This is a genomic window from Paenibacillus sp. MER TA 81-3 (genome assembly GCF_023713585.1).
Classification (GTDB): Bacteria; Bacillota; Bacilli; order Paenibacillales; family Paenibacillaceae; genus Paenibacillus_B; species Paenibacillus_B profundus.
In genome coordinates this window covers 71,719-89,373 of record NZ_JAMAWB010000013.1, presented here as the reverse complement: position 1 = coordinate 89,373, position 17,655 = coordinate 71,719, and the positions used below count along the sequence as shown (strand labels likewise).

Here is a 17,655-nt window from a genome sequence, read left to right as displayed (position 1 = left end):
CGTTACTCCTTTTGAAAAATTAGAATCTAAAATATAAAAAAGGATTATAAGTCGAATTAATAAGAAATAAGATCACTTCCGCGAACAGGAAGAAGTAGAACAACAAGGTAAAAGCGGTCTGTACTCTGGTTATCGACTTGCTGAATTGCAGCTTTTGAAGCTTTGAAAATACCGGCGTCGAAACAAGAATAGCAATAGCAATGTAAAACCAATTTAAAGATAACAATGAAAGTGCTTGGGAATCGAATATTTCATTGCCACGAGAATAGAACATAGAAGTAATAAAATCTGTCGCGTATCCAAAGTTGTCAGCACGGAAGAATACCCATCCAATCATGACTAACAGCAACACCACAACATGGTTTAAGGGATAAATCCTAGAAAGCATCTTTTCAAGACCGGCTTTTTCCAGAGCGATAAGAATCCCGTAGTAGGTGCCCCAAGCAATGAATGTCCAGCTGGCTCCGTGCCAAAGTCCCGTTAGTGCCCACACAATAAATAAATTTCGATAGATCTTCCACTGGGCAACTCTACTTCCACCGAGCGGGATATATACATAGTCCCTGAACCAACTGCCAAGAGAGATGTGCCAGCGTCTCCAGAACTCAGAAATGCTTTTAGAAATATAAGGATAGTTAAAATTCTCTGCGAATTCGAAGCCAAACATTTTACCTAAACCGATCGCCATATCGCTGTAACCTGAAAAATCAAAATAGATTTGTAGCGTATAGGCGATTATTCCAATCCAAGCACTCCCGGTTGAAAGATCCATTGTAGACGTGGCGAACACGGTGTCTGCTGTGAACCCGAGTGGGTTGGCTAAGAGTATCTTTTTAGACAAACCTAGAATAAAACGCTTGATTCCCTCAGTGAACTGTATAGAAGAAAATACGCGTTTACTGAGTTGTTTGGCGACAGCATTGTATCGAATAATAGGACCTGCTACTAGCTGCGGGAAAAATGTGATGTAAAGCGACAAACTGAATAGATTTCGTTGCGCTTTTTCTTTTTTTCTATACACATCAATTAAATAACTGAGCGCATGGAATGTATAAAAAGAAATTCCTATAGGTAATGGCACAGTCTTCAAATGAATATTCGTTTGTAGGGAAGCATTTATGACATCAACAAAGAAGTTAGCATATTTAAAGAAGCCTAGAATTCCGATATTAGCAACGATTGCCATCGTTAATATGTAGACTTTCTTTTTGGGTTGATTTTCCGTTACATCGATCCAAATCCCATAACCATAGTTCATGATAATGGATAATATCATTAGAATGACATACCTCGGTTCACCCCATGCATAGAAGACTAAACTGAAAATTAATAGAATCGTATTTTTGAATTTGAACGGAACAGCAAAATATAGAGTAAGAACAAGCGGTAAAAAGAAAAACAAAAATATGACTGAACTAAAGACCAAAACTAACTTCCTCCTTATGTTGGATCATGGGTGTGATTGCTTGAATTTAAGAATGATATGACCGGAAAACTTGCCTCGCTATTATCGCAAGTTTGATAATAACTGCAAAAGACCCGAAAAGATGTTGTCACTTTGATTCCAAGTGTTCATCTTTTGGGTCACAGTTTTTCATCTGTAACATTGGTTGCCTCAACAATCCTGAGTATTATACCAGCTATTCCATCTCATGTAAAACCTTCAGGAGAAGCTCAAAACAATAGATTCCTTAGGCTAACTGGCAGAAAGAAGCCTCTATTCTTATTTTTTCTCTGACAGTATTTTTGTTGCTCGTTATAACGGCGTAATAGTAGCTTTTCTCTCATTTGATGGTTTAAAGAGAAAAGCGGAGACAACGATATTTGTCAGCAAGGAATATAGAAGAATGGGTATTGGGATCGCACTTATGGTAAAGGCGGATCAATTGCTTTCCCAAAACGAGGCAGTAGAACGTTCGATGGGTACATGTATCGATGGCGACCGTTCATCTCTGTAATTTTTATATAAAAATGGTCATTATATAAGCTATTCATCTTACATCATGGAGCGGGAAGGTGAACCTCTACCTGAAAGTCATATTTTTGGCAGGCAATATGAGGATGATGATTATCTTACATGTCATAGTATTAGCGAAATCGCTTTTTATAAGATGCATAAACGCGTAGGTATGCTCCCGACTTATTATTTCCCTCCTAATGAAAGGGAACGGAAGAGTTTTGCAGAAAACAAAAGCAACATATACGTGATGCTTGTCGACGGTGAAATCGTGGCGGTCGGAATTATTGACGGCAGTGAGCTGAGTCATGTCTCTGTTCGACATGATTTTCAATCGCGTGGATACGGCAGAGCTTTTGTTTCATTTCTTGTAAATGAAATTATGCGTCGCGGCGAAAAAATCGTGAAGCTAGGGGTTGTCAAAGGCAATCCTGCGAAAAATTTGTATTCAGCGTCTTGGTTTCAAAGAAAAGTCAATATACCATAAAAAAGAGCTAGTACAGTGACTCATAAGACTTGCATGGAACGTCTGATTCGGTTTATTAAGTTTCATAACTGTGTTGTCATCATCACACACAACATTACCGAATACGCATCGATCCAGATTTTCCTAAAAGTTTACTGGAAAGTGTTATGAAATCAGTTTTCGTTAATACGACTCGGTTTCGTGTTCCAGGACTATTAAGCAAATGCCATGCTGTGTACTGTTCGGCATATGGATTGGCAGCAGACATTCCGTCAACAGGAACCGCAACATTATATCCACGGAATGCAGCAGCTGTAGCTGTGTGAAGAACCGCTCCATTAGCTGAGTAACCAGTTACAATAACAGTTCGAATATTATTCTTTTGTAAAATATTCTCTAAATCAGTTTTGTAGAATTTATCTACGAGGGGAAGCCCAGGTTTATTTTATGACCATTCAGGTCAGTCAAGCGCCTTATGTGCTCAATAGGTTCGAGGCGTTTTTTATAATTCGTACCTACGACCCAAATCCCTGCCCTATCGGCACAATCCACGCTCCGGACGTCTCCGGGCAACCACGCCTCAAGTTGGTACAAGGGCGATATAGCCAACAAACAAATAAACTGGCTATATTTTTTTTGCATAGTTTCTATGCACAATTTATATTTCACGATTGGAATGACGGTATGTAACATAAAGGTAACCGCAGTAGGCAGCGGCACAATTGTCGGAGGGATATGATATGAATAAAACCGGAAATGGTCAAGTCAAGAACCGGCACCAAGCACTCGATTTATCGGATCAGCAGATTCTTGAAATGTATCAGCATATGGTGTTGGCGCGAAAAGTAGATGAACGGATGTGGATTCTAAATCGTGCGGGAAAGATCCCTTTTCTCGTTTCTTGCCAAGGTCATGAAGCAGCACAGGTAGGAGCGGCTTATGCGTTGGATCGAACGAAAGATTTTCTGTGTCCGTATTATCGGGACATGGGTATGGCCATTGTTTTCGGGATGACGGCAAAGGAATTGATGCTGTCCGCCTTTGCCAGGGCGGGAGATCCAAACAGTGGCGGACGCCAAATGCCAGGGCATTACGGGAGTAAAAGACTGAATATTCTTTCCGGGTCCAGTGTCGTATCGAGTCAAGTGCCGCATGGTGTTGGAATCGCTTTATCTGGAAGAATGCAGGGGGAAAAACTTGTCGTGTTAACGGCCTTTGGGGACGGGGGCAGCAATCAAGGGGAGTTTCACGAAGCGGCGAACTTTGCAGGGGTGCACAAGCTTCCTGTCATTTTCTTGTGCGAGAATAACAAGTATGCCATTTCTGTCCCGTTTTCAAAGCAGGCGGCTTGTGAAAGTATCGCGGATCGGGCAAAAGGCTATGGGTTTCCCGGCATCAGTGTGGATGGCAATGATCCCTTAGAAGTATATAAGGTCACGAAAGAGGCGGCCGATCGAGCAAGAAGAGGAGAAGGGCCAACGCTTATCGAGGCGGTCGTCTATCGTTTAGTCCCTCATTCAAGCGACGACGATGATCGAACCTACCGTTCCCGTGAAGAAGTGGAAGAAGCCAGGAAGAAGGATCCGCTAGTAACCTTCAGGACTTATCTTAAAGATGTGGGGATATTAGATGAACGTAAAGAGAAGGAAATCCATGACCGGATGCTCATGGAAGTCGATGAGGCCACGGAATATGCGGAGAATGCCCCGGATTCGGCTCCGCAAGATGCCCTTAAGCACGTGTATGCAGAATAGGGGGAGTGAGAAATGGCCGTAATTTCTTATATTGATGCAGTGACCCAAGCTCTTCGGGAAGAAATGCAGCGAGATAAAAGGGTATTTGTGCTAGGAGAAGACGTCGGGGTACGTGGAGGGGTGTTTCGGGTTACACAGGGATTCTATGAGGAGTTTGGGGAACAACGGGTTATAGATACGCCACTATCCGAAGCGGCCATTGCAGGTGTATCGGTTGGGGCCTCCGCTTATGGATTGAGGCCTGTAGCAGAAATTCAGTTTGCCGAGTATATCATGCCTGCTGTAAACCAAATTGTGAATGAAGCAGCCAAAATGAGATACCGCTCGAACGGAGATTGGAACTGTCCCTTGGTCATTCGTGCTCCCTATGGAGGAGGAGTTCGGGGCGCCCTCTATCATTCGCAATGCGTCGAAGCCATGTTTTGCAACATACCCGGTTTAAAAGTGGTCACACCTTCCACCCCTTATGATGCCAAAGGACTGTTAAAAGCAGCCATCCGCGATGAAGATCCCGTTCTTTTCTTTGAACATAAGCGATGTTATCGATCGATTAAAGGAGAGGTGCCGGACTCGGATTACATTGTTTCCATCGGGAAGTCTGATATTAAGCGGGAAGGAGAAGACTTCACGGTCATTTCTTACGGACTTACCTTGCATTTTGCGTTGGAAGCGGCAGAAAGACTGTCCCAAGAAGGATACAGCGCTCACATTCTGGATTTGCGTACGCTCTATCCTCTGGATAAGGAATCTATTGTAGAGGCTGCCCGTAAAACCGGTAAAGTGCTGATTATTCATGAAGACAACAAAGAGGGAGGCGTTGGGGCTGAAGTAGCAGCTGTGCTCGCAGAGGAATGCCTTTTTGAATTGGATGCTCCGATTAAACGCCTTTGCGGTCCGGACGTTCCCGCTATGCCGTATAGTTCGCCAATGGAGAAATTCTTCATGCTCAATCCGGATAAAGTATATCAGGCCATGAAAGAATTGGCGCAATTATGATCCGATCGGGAGGAGAATATGGCTGAGAAAATCGTTATGCCCCAATTAGGGGAAAGTGTAACGGAAGGAACCATCTCCAAGTGGCTCGTAAACATCGGGGATAAAGTCAATAAGTATGATCCCGTATGCGAAGTGATTACAGATAAAGTTACTGCGGAGGTTCCTTCTACTTTTAGCGGCACGATATCCGAAATTATCGTTCAAGAGGACGAAACGGTAGCGGTAGGAGCTTTGCTTTGCTGTATTGCGGTGGAAGAACAAGCGATCACGCCGGTTGAATCAAAGACGTCAGCCGCCGCTCAATATCAGCAAGCCGATGATGCGACAACGCAAGCAGCCATGAACCAATGCTATTCGCCGGCTGTGCTTAAGCTGGCGCAAGAAAACAACCTGGATCTTTCCCGTATAGAAGGATCAGGCGTTGCCGGACGCATCACCAGAAAAGACATCTTGGAGATTTTGCAAGGAAAGAGTTCGGTGGATGACCTGTCTGCCGTCCATTCTCCGTTAACTCAAGCCGACGAGACGATCCCGGTTACCGGCATCCGCAAAACGATTGCCACACGAATGCTAAAAAGCAAGCAGGAAATCCCTCACGCCTGGCTTATGGTTGAATGCGATGTCACCAATCTGGTACGTTATCGAGACCAGATCAAAGAGGAGTTTAAGAAAAAAGAAGGAATCCATTTAACTTATTTGCCATTCTTTATCAAGTCGGTTGCAGAAGCCTTGAAGGAATTCCCCATCTTAAATTCGCAGTGGGCAGATGATCACATTATCGTCAAGAAAGCGGTTCATATCTCGATTGCCGTTGCCACCGATCAAGCGTTATTCGTTCCGGTCATTAAGGACGCCGACCAAAAAAGCATTTTCGATCTTGCCAAAGCAGTAGATGAATTGGTCAAGAAGACGAGGGAGGGCAGGTTAGCGGTAGAGGATACAACCGGCGGAACTTTTACCGTTAATAACACAGGCTCTTTCGGCTCCGTTCTTTCCGCCCCAATCATCACTCCTCCGCAAGTGGCCATTTTAAGTGTTGAAGCCATCGAAAAACGTCCGATCGTCATTGATAACATGATTGCCGTCCGCGATATGATGAACATCTGTCTTTCCTTGGATCACCGGGTTTTGGACGGTCTGGTGTGCGGCCGCTTCTTGCATAGAGTCAAGCAAAAGATTGAAGGTTATAGCACGGACATCGGACTCGATTAAAAGAAAGGGGCGATGAAATCATGCATTTTGATTTAACCGAAGAACAAGCGTTGATAAAGAAGATGATGCGTGATTTTGCGGAAGGCGAGGTTGCCCCGGGCGCAGATGAACGGGATCGCACAAAGCAATTTCCGGAGGCTGTGTTCGAGAAATTAACGAAGCTGGGAGTCATGGGTCTGCCTTTTCCCGAACAATATGGCGGCGGGGGAGCAGATACAATAAGCTTTGCTATCGCTGTAGAAGAATTAAGCCGGGTATGCGCATCCACGGGCATCACCTATTCTGCCCATATTTCGTTAGGCGGGGCACCGATCCATTTGTTCGGAACGCACGAGCAAAAGGAAAAATACTTAACCCCCCTGTGTACAGGAGAATACTTGGGGGCGTTTGGGCTGACGGAACCGAATGCCGGTTCCGATGCAGGCGGAACCCGAACGACAGCGAAGCTGCATGGGGTTCAGTGGATCATTTCCGGTTCCAAATGCTTTATTACCAATGCAAGCTTTGCCAAAAGCCTGGCGCTCACGGCCGTAACGGATCGCTCCAAAGGGACGGATGGAATCAGTGCGTTTATCGTGCCTACAGATGCACCAGGATTTACGGTCATTAGCAATTATGAAAAGATGGGTCTGCACGCTTCGAATACAACGGAGTTAGTTTTAGAAGATGTAACCGTTCCCAAAGAAAATCTTCTAGGGAAAGAAGGACATGGATACAAGCAATTTTTAGCTACGCTTGACGGAGGCCGAATCGGTATCGGAGCGATGGCGGTCGGAATTGCCCAAGGGGCTTACGAAAAATCACTCCAATATGCCAAAGAAAGAAAACAATTCGGCCAAAGCTTATCCTCCTTTCAAGCCATCCAATTCAAGCTGGCCGACATGGCCATGAATATTGAACTCGCACGCACTATGGTGTATAAAGCGGCATGGCTTAAGGATAAAGGCAGGAAGTTCAAGAAGGAAGCGGCGATGGCCAAATTATTTGCTTCGGAAATATGCATGAAGGCGTGCGATCAAGCCGTTCAGATCCATGGCGGTTACGGTTATATGAAGGAATACCAGGTCGAGCGATTCTTCCGGGACGCCAAGCTGCTAGAGATCGGGGAAGGAACTTCGGAAGTGCAACGAATGGTCATTGCACGCCAGATCGGTTGTTAAAGGGGATTGTATCTATGTTCAAAAAGATTCTAATCGCCAACCGGGGCGAAATTGCGGCTCGAGTAATCCGCACTTGCAAATCGCTGGGCATTGCCACTGTCAGCATATACTCGAAAGTGGATAAGGAAGCCCCTCATGTCAAAATGGCAGATGAGGCCTACGAGGTGGGAAATCCCAAAGTAACAGATAGCTATTTAAAAATCGACAAAATTTTAGACATCGCCCGTCTGTCAAAAGCGGATGCGATTCATCCCGGATACGGACTTCTCTCGGAAAATGCTGAATTTGCACGCCGTTGCGAGGAAGCGGGTATCGTATTCATCGGTCCATCAGCGGATGTCATTGCCCGCATGGGTAGTAAAATTGAAGCCCGAAACAGCATGGAAAAAGCGGGTGTGCCTGTAGTCCCCGGCATTTCCTATCCATTAGCGGATGCGGAAGAAGCAGCACGGGCAGCCCATCGTATCGGCTATCCGGTCATGCTCAAGGCTTCAGCCGGTGGTGGCGGGATCGGCATGCAGATCGTTTATAACGAATCGGAAATGAAGCAAGCATTTGAAGGGAACCAGAAACGTGCCTCTAATTTCTTCGGAGATGGGGCCATGTATATAGAGAAGGTTGTGGAAAATCCCCGGCACATCGAAATTCAGATTTTGGCCGATTCCTATGGGAATACAGTCCACTTAGGGGAACGGGAATGTTCCATTCAACGCCGTCATCAAAAAGTAGTGGAGGAAGCCCCTTCTGCCTATTTGGATGAACTCACGAGAAGCAAAATGGGAGAAGCGGCGGTAAGGGCGGCTCAATCCATCGCATACCGGAATGCAGGAACCATCGAGTTTTTAGTTGACGGGAATAAAAATTTCTATTTCCTTGAAATGAATACTCGTCTACAGGTGGAGCATACGATTACAGAAGAGATTACCGGCTTAGACTTGGTTGCAGAGCAATTGCGAATTGCGGCCGGACATTCCTTGAATTTTGGTCAATCCGATGTGAAACGCGACGGTCATGCGATTGAAGTGCGGATTTATGCGGAAGATCCGAAGACGTTCTTCCCATCTCCGGGAGTGATTTCGAAGTTTGCTATACCTGAAGGAGACGGAATCCGCCATGAGTTGGCTGTACATGATGGCTCCATGGTCACTCCTTTCTATGATCCGATGATTGCTAAGCTCATAGTCAAAGGGAAGGATCGCGACGAAGCGATTGACCGGATTCAAGAGGCGCTGGCCGATTATCAGGTTGAGGGCATCAAAACAAACATCCCAATGCTGCAAGAAGTCATCGCGCATCCCGCATTCCGTTCAGGCGATACGACAACGAGTTTCGTTGCGAAATATTTTAATGGAGAAGACATGACTTGATCGGATAGGGCCTCGACGAGTTAACGAAAGGCTATTCGTAGAACAGGGGGTTATTCAGATGAGCAAAATCGTGGCGGTTATGGCGGGGAATGTATATAAAATTCTTGTCAAGCCTGGGGATCAAGTCGAAGCGGGACAAAACGTGGTCGTGTTGGAATCGATGAAAATGGAGATCGCGATTACGGTTGGTTCCGGCGGGACGGTAAAGGAAGTAATCGTGAGCGAAGGCGACTTTGTTAATGAAGGAGATCTAATGATCGAGCTGGAGTAAACGTATGCTGGGGGTTGGGGAGATGAACTGGCCGGCGAGTGTGACGATCAAAGAGGTTGGTCCGAGGGATGGATTACAGAATGAGAAGGTCTTTGTGCCAACAGAGGATAAAATCGCTTGGATCAACCAATTGTCCGGCACCGGACTCAAATCCATTGAAATCACTTCGTTTGTGAATCCCAAGTGGATCCCGGCGCTGGCAGATGCCGCTGAAGTTGCGACAGGAATTGAACGGATGCCTGGCATCATGTATTCAACTCTCGTTCCGAATCGTCAAGGTCTAGAGCGAGCGCTGGAAGTCGATGTGGATGAAGCAGCCGTCTTTATGTCTGCCAGCGAAGCCCATAATCAAAGGAACATAAACAAGTCTATTCGCGTTACCTTTCCCATTCTAAGAGAAGTGGCGCAAGAAGCTCTCTCAGCAGGAAAGTCAGTCCGCGGTTATGTGTCAACCGTCTTCGGTTGTCCCTATGAAGGTCCTGTGTCCATCGACGAGGTGATCCGGGTAGCGGAAACTTTGTTCGAAATGGGGATTGGCGAGTTATCACTTGGGGATACGATTGGCATTGCAAATCCTAAGCAGGTGCAAGGTGTATTGGATATTCTTTTGCAGCGTTTCGATGCCAAAAAACTGGCCCTGCACTTTCACGATACGCGCGGGACGGCTCTGGCTAATATTCTGGTGTCCATGGACATGGGGATCACGAAGTTTGATGCTTCAGTCGGCGGTTTAGGCGGATGCCCGTATGCGCCTGGCGCCTCGGGCAATGTGGCTTCGGAAGATTTGCTTTACATGCTGGATGCGATGGGGATTCGAACTGGGGTAAATCAGGAAAAGCTGCTCTCCGCGGCCCGTTTTATTCAGGAAAAGATAGGAAGAGATTTACCAAGCCGTAATCTTCAGGTCGGCAGCTCGAACGGATAGGCAGGCTCATGATTCGGTTCAGGGAAGGAGGAGGAGCATGGAAAAAGCCGTATTGGTCTCCAACATGGGAAATGGAATTGTGCTCATGACTTTAAACCGGCCGGAAGCCGCCAATGCGCTATCGATAAAGATGCTGGAACAATTGCGGGATGCGGCTGCGGCATGTAAATTTGACCGGTCTGTTCGCTGTATCGTAGTCACAGGGGCTGGAGAGAAAGTCTTTTGCGCAGGCGCCGATTTAAAAGAGCGCGCAGGAATGGACATGAACCGGGTGCGTAGGACGGTTTCTTTGATTCGCGAGAGCATCAATGATGTAGAAGCCTTGCCCCAGCCGGTCATTGCCGCCGTGAACGGAGCCGCTGTTGGCGGGGGAACGGAATTGGCGTTGGCATGTGACATTCGGATCGCCTCCGAAACGGCAACATTCGCCCTTACGGAGACTTCGCTTGGGATTATTCCTGGCGCAGGCGGAACGCAGCGGTTGCCGAGGCTGATCGGGAAGGGGCGCGCCAAAGAGCTCATTTTCACGGCAAGAAAAATCGATGCCAAAGAGGCTAGGGACATGGGGGTGGTGGAAGTTGTGACGCCGCCTGAATCCCTTCTCGATAAAGCATTAGAAATAGCGAGCCACATTGTTCGAAATGCTCCTATCGCCGTGGCGCAGGCCAAGTTCGCAATCGATAAGGGATGTGATGCGGATCTGAGCACCGGGCTTGCGATTGAGCAAAATGCCTATGAAGTAACGATTCCGACAAAGGATCGCTCGGAAGGACTGCAGGCGTTCAAAGATAAGCGTCCCCCCATATTTAAGGGCGAGTAACAAGCATGTTGGAGATAAGGAGGAATAGGGGATGTCCATGGAAATAAATCCGGAGAAGCTGCAGGAACGTAGTTTACGGATCCTCAAAGGGGGGGCGCAGGCTTATCATCAAAAGAATGCGGAACGAGGAAAACGATTTGTTCGCGACCGTCTGAAGCTATTGTTTGATCCGGGTTTCGAGCTGGAGGATGCGTTATTTGCCAACTGTGTGGCAGAAGACCTTCCGGCGGATGGCGTGGTTACGGCGATTGGAAAGATTAACGGGCGAATCGCGTGTGTGATGGCCAATGATTCCACCGTAAAAGCCGGTTCTTGGGGATCGCGTACGGTAGAGAAGATCATTCGAATACAAGAGACGGCCGACAAAATGAGAGTGCCATTGATTTACCTCGTGGATTCAGCAGGTGCTCGCATTACGGACCAGGTCGAGATGTTCCCTGGCAGGCGCGGGGCTGGCCGTATTTTTTACAATCAGGTCAAATTGTCGGGTAAAATTCCTCAAATCTGCCTGCTCTTTGGTCCTTCGGCTGCAGGCGGAGCATACATTCCGGCATTTTGCGATATCGTGATTATGGTGGATGGAAATGCATCCATGTATCTCGGTTCCCCGCGGATGGCGGAGATGGTTATCGGAGAAAAGGTTACGTTAGAAGAAATGGGTGGCGCGCGCATGCATTGCTCGGTATCCGGATGCGGTGATGTGCTGGCCAACAACGAAGAAGAAGCCATTTCGATGGCACGACGATATCTTTCCTATTTTCCCGCTAATTATTCCGAAAAACCGCCGGTCGTGGAAGCAGCGGCACCACAATGCTTTGAGCACTCATTAGAAGAAATCATCCCATCCAATCAGAATGCCCCGTTTAATATGTATGACCTGATTGACCGGATTATTGACGAGGGGTCATTCTTTGAGATTAAGAAGCTGTTCGCCGGCGAACTGATTACGGGATTGGCCCGAATGAACGGAAATCCGGTTGGGATCATTGCCAATCAGCCGCGGGTTAAAGGAGGCGTGCTGTTTCACGATTCGGCGGATAAGGCAGCCAGATTTATTACCCTTTGCGACGCGTTTCATATCCCGCTTCTGTTTCTCGCCGACGTTCCCGGTTTTATGATCGGCACCAAGGTGGAGCGGGCAGGAATTATCCGCCATGGCGCGAAAATGATTTCTGCCATGTCCGAAGCGAGCGTGCCCAAAATCTCGGTGATCGTCCGTAAAGCATACGGAGCAGGCCTCTATGCGATGGCTGGTCCTGCGTTTGAACCGGATTGCTGTCTCGCATTGCCTACGGCTCAAATTGCGGTGATGGGACCGGAAGCTGCGGTCAACGCCGTCTATGCGAATAAAATTGCTCAACTGCCTGAAAACGAGCGGGCCACTTTTATCGAACAAAAGCGGGAGGAATATAAGCAGGATATTGATATTTACCGGCTAGCCTCCGAAATGATTATTGACGGGATTATTCCGGCCGATTCGTTGCGTGACGAGTTAGTGAATCGATTGGAGGCTTATTCATCAAAGGTTGTCGTCTTCTCTGAGCGGAAGCACCCGGTATATCCGGTTTAATTCGCTGGCATTTCCAAACAGCACCAAGCGTTTAGCGGCGCGCCGGTGCTGTTTTTTGCGTGGACGGCATATCATAATCTTGAGCCAGAGGATGAATGGTTTGGATACCGCTTTGCCAATAGGGGAAGGAGGCAGATCCGGATCAAATGGATATTAGACAGCTTCATTATTTTGTAGAAGTAGCCAAACATAAAAATTTTACAAAAGCTTCGCAGGTCCTGTTTGTTTCTCAGCCATCCATCAGTAAGATGATCAAAAGCCTCGAAGACGAATTGGGAGTTACTTTGCTTGACCGTTCCGAGAGGGAGGCTGTACTCACGGATACAGGAAAGCTGGTTAACGAGAAGGCTTTAAACATTTTGCAACTGCTGGAGGAGTTATCTTCTTCTGTTAATGAGCTGGTTCAAGTACAAAGAGGAAAAGTGAAGATGGGAATAATGCCTACAATCAGCGCATTGCTTTTCCCAAAAATAATTGCCGGATTCAAGAAGAGATATCCCAGGATTGAGATTCAAATGGTAGAATACAGCGCCAAACAAGTAGAGATGCAGATGGAGCAAGGAAATATCGATTTTGGGGTCACTGTGTTGCCGGTGAACACTCGGCTGTATGGAACGGTTTCATTGTTATCTGAAGAGCTGGTTGTCATTGTAAGCAGTCACCACTGGCTTGCCGGAAGAAAATCCGTCAGTTTAGTCGAATTAAAGAATGAGCCGTTTGTTCTGTTCACCAAGGAATTCGCCCTTCATGACGTAGTTTGGCAAGCATGCTTGCAGGCCGGGTTCCAACCAGAGGTGGCTCATATGACCTCCCTGTGGGATTTCTGCTGCGAGATGGTGGCGTCTCAATTAGGAATTTCATTGATCCCCAGATCGATGTCGAACCGTTTGCATCATCTTGCCGTTCATACCGTTTCGATTTCCCATCCGCAGATTGCTTGGGAGTTGGCGCTTATTTATCCCCGGGATAAATACCTTTCTTATGCATCCCGGGAGTTTATTGCCTATATCCAGGCCAATCCGCCGAATCAACCGGGATTATGAACGGGGCTGTGGGCGGGAAGCACTCAGCTAGCGGAAAATGGCTGCCCTGTAAAAGCAATAGGAGATCTAAGTATCGACCCAACCAACCTATACCTTCGCTACATGCCCTAAGCCTGACATATTGATTGTCCCAAGGAGTTGGGGAACAAGTAGGAAGGGGAGTCCAAAACCTAATAACAAGGTTTTAGACCCATTGTCGGAAACTTCAACCATGTGTCATTTGAATACGGAAAATATAAAAACGAAATGGATCAATGATTAACTTTGCAATTTTGTATTCCAAAGACCGCATTCGCCGGACAATATCGGGTTGTGCCTGTAATTATCGGAGCCAATCCAGCTAGTCCCCACCAGCTTCTGTAATACAGTCCCGCAAAGACGATCGCAGCTCCAATTGTAATTCGAATCGCTTGTTCCGTTTTACCAACGTTACAGTTCAAGTTCTACACCTCCGTAAGTTAAAGTCAATTTGCTTATACTTAGAGTTGCCGCAAGTTATTGTTTGAGATAAGATGCATTCTCATGCGTGGAATAGATTGGCTAGCACTTATTGACGATATATTGTCACTACCGTTTAGCCGTTGCATTTGCATTGGGCGAGGAACAGTGTCCTTTTGTCTCCCTTCTTACTCTCAGCCAATCAGTGAAGCTTTTTCATGCCCTCTTACGTAAAAGGTTTGCCATACAGGAAAAAATCTTAGAGCGAGCACTCATGACTGCCATTTGCCAGACGTCAAGAAGATCGCCAATCAATTAGACTCAAAAAATTATAACTAGTGTTATAAAAGTTACTGAGCTTTGTAATTTTTATAGAAATCTCATAATTTTATACCAAAATACCGATACAGTTTTTACATCAAAGGAGGAGATCTTTATGAAGATTCTACAACATGGTAAAGGAATAAAAGTGCTCGTAAGTCTATTAATTGGTTTACATGTGTTTACTTATTCGAGTATTTCATTCGCTGCAACAAACGAACTTAATGACATTGATGCCGGGATCGCAAGCCTAAATTATGATCGCAATGAAGTTTTGGCCGTAAAAGGCGATCAAATCAGTAGTTTTGTTCCCAAACAAGGCACCCAGTCCAATGGTAAATTTATTGTGGTTGAACGGGATAAAAAATCGCTCACAACCTCACCCGTAGATATTTCAATTATTGATTCGATCACGAATCGTACTTATCCAGGCGCAATACAGCTTGCAAATCAGGATTTTGCGGATAATCAGCCTAGTCTGGTCATGGCCGCGAGAAAACCATTAGATATTAGCATTGATCTGCCTGGGTTGAAGAGTGAAAATACAATTACCGTCCAAAATCCAACTTATGGAAGTGTTTCTAGTGCCGTTGATCAGCTCGTGTCTACTTGGGGTGAGAAGTATTCCGGCACGCATACACTGCCTGCGAGATTACAGTACGCAGAATCCATGGTTTACAGTCAAAATCAAATTGCCAGTGCACTGAATGTGAACTCTAAAGTGCTTAACGGTACGCTCGGAATCGACTTTAACGCGGTTGCAAGCGGCGAGAAAAAAGTGATGGTTGCTGCTTATAAGCAAATCTTTTATACCGTAAGTGCAGCGCTTCCTAACAATCCATCAGACTTGTTTGATGACAGTGTGACGTTTGCTGAATTAGTCCGTAAAGGGGTAAGTAATGAGGCTCCGCCACTAATGGTATCTAACGTAGCTTATGGCAGAACCATTTACGTGAAATTAGAGACGACCTCAAAGAGCAGCGATGTACAAACAGCATTTAAATTATTGCTCAATAATCCTAGCATACAAGCTAGCGGACAGTACAAAGATATTTATGAAAACAGTTCGTTTACTGCTGTTGTATTAGGCGGCGATGCACAAACACATAACCAGATCGTCTCAAAAGACTTCGATGTCATCCAAAATGTAATCAAGGACAATGCAGAATTTAGCAGTAAGAATCCAGCATACCCTATTTCATATACCAGTGTCTTCTTGAAAGACAATTCCATAGCTGCGGTTCACAACAATACAGACTATATCGAGACGAAAACGACAGAATATACGAAAGGTAAAATAACGCTTGATCATAGCGGTGCATATGTAGCTCAGTTTGAAGTTTCTTGGGACGAGTTTACTTTTGATGAAAATGGACAAGAAATCATTACTCATAAAACTTGGGAAGGTAATTGGCAAGATAAAACAGCGCATTTCTCGACAGAGATTCCACTTCCGCCTAATGCCAAGAACATCAAAATTTTTGCAAGAGAATGTACAGGTCTTGCCTGGGAATGGTGGAGAACAATTTTAGATGAACCTAACGTTCCGTTAACCAGCAATATAAAAGTTTCGATTTGGGGAACAACGTTATATCCGTCAGCAGCCATCAGTCACTAGTCATTTCTGAAAGGGGCTGTCCCAAAAGTAACTACCTGTGAGATAACCGTTAGATTAGAAAAAAAGGTCGAGTTAGGGGCTACATTTGCTCCCGAACTCGACCTTTTTGCTTCATCGTTGCCCACTTGAGCAAATTGTGGGTGGTACTTCCATCTTACTAAAGAACGGTTTCTTTTTGTTTTACATTTTTGAGAAAAGGGGCGTCCCTGTTTATTTCTAGTTACTTTTGGGACAGCCCCAGAGATATAAGCGTTCATCCCCCTAACAGAATATTATCACGATCAAGTCAACAGAATCAGTGAGAGCTCCGTTATTGCTTATTTGAAGTCCTAGAATTAAGTTCATTCGAATTTCCCCGGAGACATTAAAACTATTGATCAAATACGTGAAATCAGACGCGCTCTTAGATCGTGAAGCCGGCAATTTTCACAGCATTCGAAGTAGATAGCTCCGAGGATAGACAAGACTGGTTGAATGAGTTTTATGAGGGGATGGAACCGTAAGTATTTTGTCCAGCAATGTGTAGGATTCCCGTGGGCAAATCACTTGGCATTAGCGCTGATAAGAAAACTGGATCTCTTATGTTGATATTCAAAAGGGAATTGCCGAGAAAAAGTTGGTACTATGTCAAAGGTTGTTGGGGGAATAACCTGAACGGTTTCAGACAAATCTAAAGAAATAGACCCAGAAGGATTGGGAATCCATCAAAATACGATTCGAAAAAATAAAGAAATTCATGATTATTTTAATAGTAACAGTACATCCAAGGTGAAAGCATTAAATCAAAATCATATCATAACAGAAAGAATGAAGAAGATTTGAATTAGTAAAGGCAGAATAATCACGGATTTTCCCTTTTGTACAGTGATAGAAATGTAGTCCTCATGATTTGTGGTCTCTAATAAAAGTGAATCATTGAGGTGTCTTCATTATCGAATAAAACGATCCAATGCTTTTTTAGTCAAAGGAGATCCTCCCAGTACACAACAAATATCAAATATTATATTGAAATTTGCTCCCCCTAAGGAGATTGATACGACACCAAATGGTGACCTATAATCAAAGCGTCACTAAATGGTGTCTAATTAGGAGTTAGTCATTTGGAAAGTTTGGAACCTGAATAAGTTTCACTTATGGGGGACGCTAATTGCTGCAAAAACTGTGCTATAAAGACAATACTGTCATTGTCGTCGAACACGACCCCGATGTGATTCAAGTAGCCGATCATATTGACCGAAGAATTTAAGTGGATACATCCTTGTTACACGTTTGAGAAAAAAAACATAGTTTTAATACATGGATTTAAAGACTATTGTGCGCTTCTGTTTCACAAAGGTGCCTTGTTACAGGATGCCCATGGGATTCTAATCCAACAAATGGAGAATGTACAGGCGGCGCGCCAGATTCGGTTCACCAATCTTCAAGAAATCGTCGAAATGGAAACCATCTTGAAAGCCTATATTTATGAAGCCATTGAAGTTGAAAAAACCGGTTTGGAAGTGAATTTTAAGAAGACGACAGAATTTAACATTCCGAAAGAATTTCAAAATAAACTCGATGAAATCCCTGCCTTGAAAACTGCTTTTGAAGCATTGACGCCGGGACGGCAAAGAGCATACATTCTTTATTTTTCTGAACCCAAACAATCCAAAACTCGAGAGTCAAGAGTTGAAAAATGTATGCAGCAAATTCTCAATGGAAAGGGATTAAGGGATTAAATGATTAGTATATTCGATG

15 protein-coding genes and 2 pseudogenes are annotated in these 17,655 nt (G+C 45.2%); 14 read left to right on the top strand and 3 right to left on the bottom strand.

Annotated features, from left to right (window positions below):
- Positions 1-19: 19 nt before the first annotated feature.
- Positions 20-1,426, bottom strand: a complete 1,407-nt coding sequence (locus M3650_RS19275; protein WP_251576991.1) for an MBOAT family O-acyltransferase — start codon at positions 1,424-1,426, stop codon at positions 20-22.
- 274 nt (positions 1,427-1,700) lie between these two features.
- On the opposite strand from M3650_RS19275, the gene M3650_RS32685 reads away from it, so the two are divergent.
- A complete protein-coding gene (locus M3650_RS32685; protein ID WP_369011135.1) occupies positions 1,701-1,958 on the top strand; it encodes a GNAT family N-acetyltransferase in 258 nt (85 codons plus the stop codon).
- Between the two features lie 45 nt (positions 1,959-2,003).
- The gene (locus M3650_RS19270) at positions 2,004-2,444 is read left to right on the top strand and encodes a GNAT family N-acetyltransferase (protein WP_251576990.1); all 441 of its coding nucleotides are present in this window, start codon (positions 2,004-2,006) and stop codon (positions 2,442-2,444) included.
- Positions 2,445-2,538: 94 nt separating this feature from the next.
- Here M3650_RS19270 and M3650_RS19265 read toward each other — a convergent pair.
- Positions 2,539-2,832 (bottom strand): annotated as a pseudogene (locus M3650_RS19265) (isochorismatase family protein); the annotation flags it as partial.
- A 331-nt stretch (positions 2,833-3,163) separates the two neighbouring features.
- Here M3650_RS19265 and M3650_RS19260 point away from each other — a divergent pair.
- From M3650_RS19260 to M3650_RS19215, 10 genes are all read left to right on the top strand, one after another.
- Positions 3,164-4,177: a thiamine pyrophosphate-dependent dehydrogenase E1 component subunit alpha gene (locus tag M3650_RS19260; RefSeq protein WP_251576989.1), complete on the top strand. Its 1,014-nt coding sequence runs from the start codon at positions 3,164-3,166 to the stop codon at positions 4,175-4,177.
- 12 nt (positions 4,178-4,189) lie between these two features.
- Entirely contained in the window at positions 4,190-5,173 is a 984-nt protein-coding gene (locus tag M3650_RS19255; RefSeq protein WP_251576988.1) for an alpha-ketoacid dehydrogenase subunit beta, read from the top strand.
- A gap of 18 nt (positions 5,174-5,191) precedes the next feature.
- Positions 5,192-6,385, top strand: coding sequence for a dihydrolipoamide acetyltransferase family protein (locus M3650_RS19250; RefSeq protein WP_251576987.1), 1,194 nt, complete (start codon positions 5,192-5,194; stop codon positions 6,383-6,385).
- A gap of 20 nt (positions 6,386-6,405) precedes the next feature.
- Positions 6,406-7,545 (top strand): acyl-CoA dehydrogenase, encoded by a 1,140-nt coding sequence (locus M3650_RS19245; protein ID WP_251576986.1) that lies wholly within the window; start codon positions 6,406-6,408, stop codon positions 7,543-7,545.
- A 14-nt stretch (positions 7,546-7,559) separates the two neighbouring features.
- Positions 7,560-8,912: an acetyl-CoA carboxylase biotin carboxylase subunit gene (locus M3650_RS19240; protein WP_251576985.1), complete on the top strand. Its 1,353-nt coding sequence runs from the start codon at positions 7,560-7,562 to the stop codon at positions 8,910-8,912.
- Between the two features lie 58 nt (positions 8,913-8,970).
- Positions 8,971-9,183 (top strand): acetyl-CoA carboxylase biotin carboxyl carrier protein subunit, encoded by a 213-nt coding sequence (locus M3650_RS19235; RefSeq protein WP_251576984.1) that lies wholly within the window; start codon positions 8,971-8,973, stop codon positions 9,181-9,183.
- 22 nt (positions 9,184-9,205) lie between these two features.
- Entirely contained in the window at positions 9,206-10,108 is a 903-nt protein-coding gene (locus M3650_RS19230; RefSeq protein WP_251576983.1) for a hydroxymethylglutaryl-CoA lyase, read from the top strand.
- Between the two features lie 37 nt (positions 10,109-10,145).
- The gene (locus M3650_RS19225) at positions 10,146-10,928 is read left to right on the top strand and encodes an enoyl-CoA hydratase (protein ID WP_251576982.1); all 783 of its coding nucleotides are present in this window, start codon (positions 10,146-10,148) and stop codon (positions 10,926-10,928) included.
- A 31-nt stretch (positions 10,929-10,959) separates the two neighbouring features.
- The gene (locus M3650_RS19220) at positions 10,960-12,498 is read left to right on the top strand and encodes an acyl-CoA carboxylase subunit beta (protein WP_251576981.1); all 1,539 of its coding nucleotides are present in this window, start codon (positions 10,960-10,962) and stop codon (positions 12,496-12,498) included.
- A gap of 146 nt (positions 12,499-12,644) precedes the next feature.
- Positions 12,645-13,541 (top strand): LysR family transcriptional regulator, encoded by an 897-nt coding sequence (locus M3650_RS19215; protein ID WP_251576980.1) that lies wholly within the window; start codon positions 12,645-12,647, stop codon positions 13,539-13,541.
- 251 nt (positions 13,542-13,792) lie between these two features.
- Here M3650_RS19215 and M3650_RS19210 read toward each other — a convergent pair whose 3' ends face one another.
- Positions 13,793-13,981, bottom strand: coding sequence for a YgaP family membrane protein (locus M3650_RS19210; RefSeq protein ID WP_251576979.1), 189 nt, complete (start codon positions 13,979-13,981; stop codon positions 13,793-13,795).
- 434 nt (positions 13,982-14,415) lie between these two features.
- Between M3650_RS19210 and M3650_RS19205 the strand changes: the two genes are divergently transcribed.
- Positions 14,416-15,918, top strand: a complete 1,503-nt coding sequence (locus M3650_RS19205; protein WP_251576978.1) for a thiol-activated cytolysin family protein — start codon at positions 14,416-14,418, stop codon at positions 15,916-15,918.
- Between the two features lie 1,229 nt (positions 15,919-17,147).
- Positions 17,148-17,636: pseudogene (locus tag M3650_RS19200) on the top strand (YdeI/OmpD-associated family protein); the annotation flags it as partial.
- Positions 17,637-17,655 lie beyond the last annotated feature (19 nt).

Excerpts from the sequence above, each read along its gene's own strand:
- M3650_RS19270 (WP_251576990.1), top strand. The coding sequence starts at position 2,004 with ATGGAGCGGGAAGGTGAACCTCTACCTGAAAGTCATATTTTTGGCAGG.
- M3650_RS19260 (WP_251576989.1), top strand. The coding sequence starts at position 3,164 with ATGAATAAAACCGGAAATGGTCAAGTCAAGAACCGGCACCAAGCACTC.
- M3650_RS19255 (WP_251576988.1), top strand. The coding sequence starts at position 4,190 with ATGGCCGTAATTTCTTATATTGATGCAGTGACCCAAGCTCTTCGGGAA.
- M3650_RS19250 (WP_251576987.1), top strand. The coding sequence starts at position 5,192 with ATGGCTGAGAAAATCGTTATGCCCCAATTAGGGGAAAGTGTAACGGAA.
- M3650_RS19245 (WP_251576986.1), top strand. The coding sequence starts at position 6,406 with ATGCATTTTGATTTAACCGAAGAACAAGCGTTGATAAAGAAGATGATG.
- M3650_RS19240 (WP_251576985.1), top strand. The coding sequence starts at position 7,560 with ATGTTCAAAAAGATTCTAATCGCCAACCGGGGCGAAATTGCGGCTCGA.
- M3650_RS19235 (WP_251576984.1), top strand. The coding sequence starts at position 8,971 with ATGAGCAAAATCGTGGCGGTTATGGCGGGGAATGTATATAAAATTCTT.
- M3650_RS19230 (WP_251576983.1), top strand. The coding sequence starts at position 9,206 with ATGAACTGGCCGGCGAGTGTGACGATCAAAGAGGTTGGTCCGAGGGAT.
- M3650_RS19225 (WP_251576982.1), top strand. The coding sequence starts at position 10,146 with ATGGAAAAAGCCGTATTGGTCTCCAACATGGGAAATGGAATTGTGCTC.
- M3650_RS19220 (WP_251576981.1), top strand. The coding sequence starts at position 10,960 with ATGTCCATGGAAATAAATCCGGAGAAGCTGCAGGAACGTAGTTTACGG.
- M3650_RS19215 (WP_251576980.1), top strand. The coding sequence starts at position 12,645 with ATGGATATTAGACAGCTTCATTATTTTGTAGAAGTAGCCAAACATAAA.
- M3650_RS19205 (WP_251576978.1), top strand. The coding sequence starts at position 14,416 with ATGAAGATTCTACAACATGGTAAAGGAATAAAAGTGCTCGTAAGTCTA.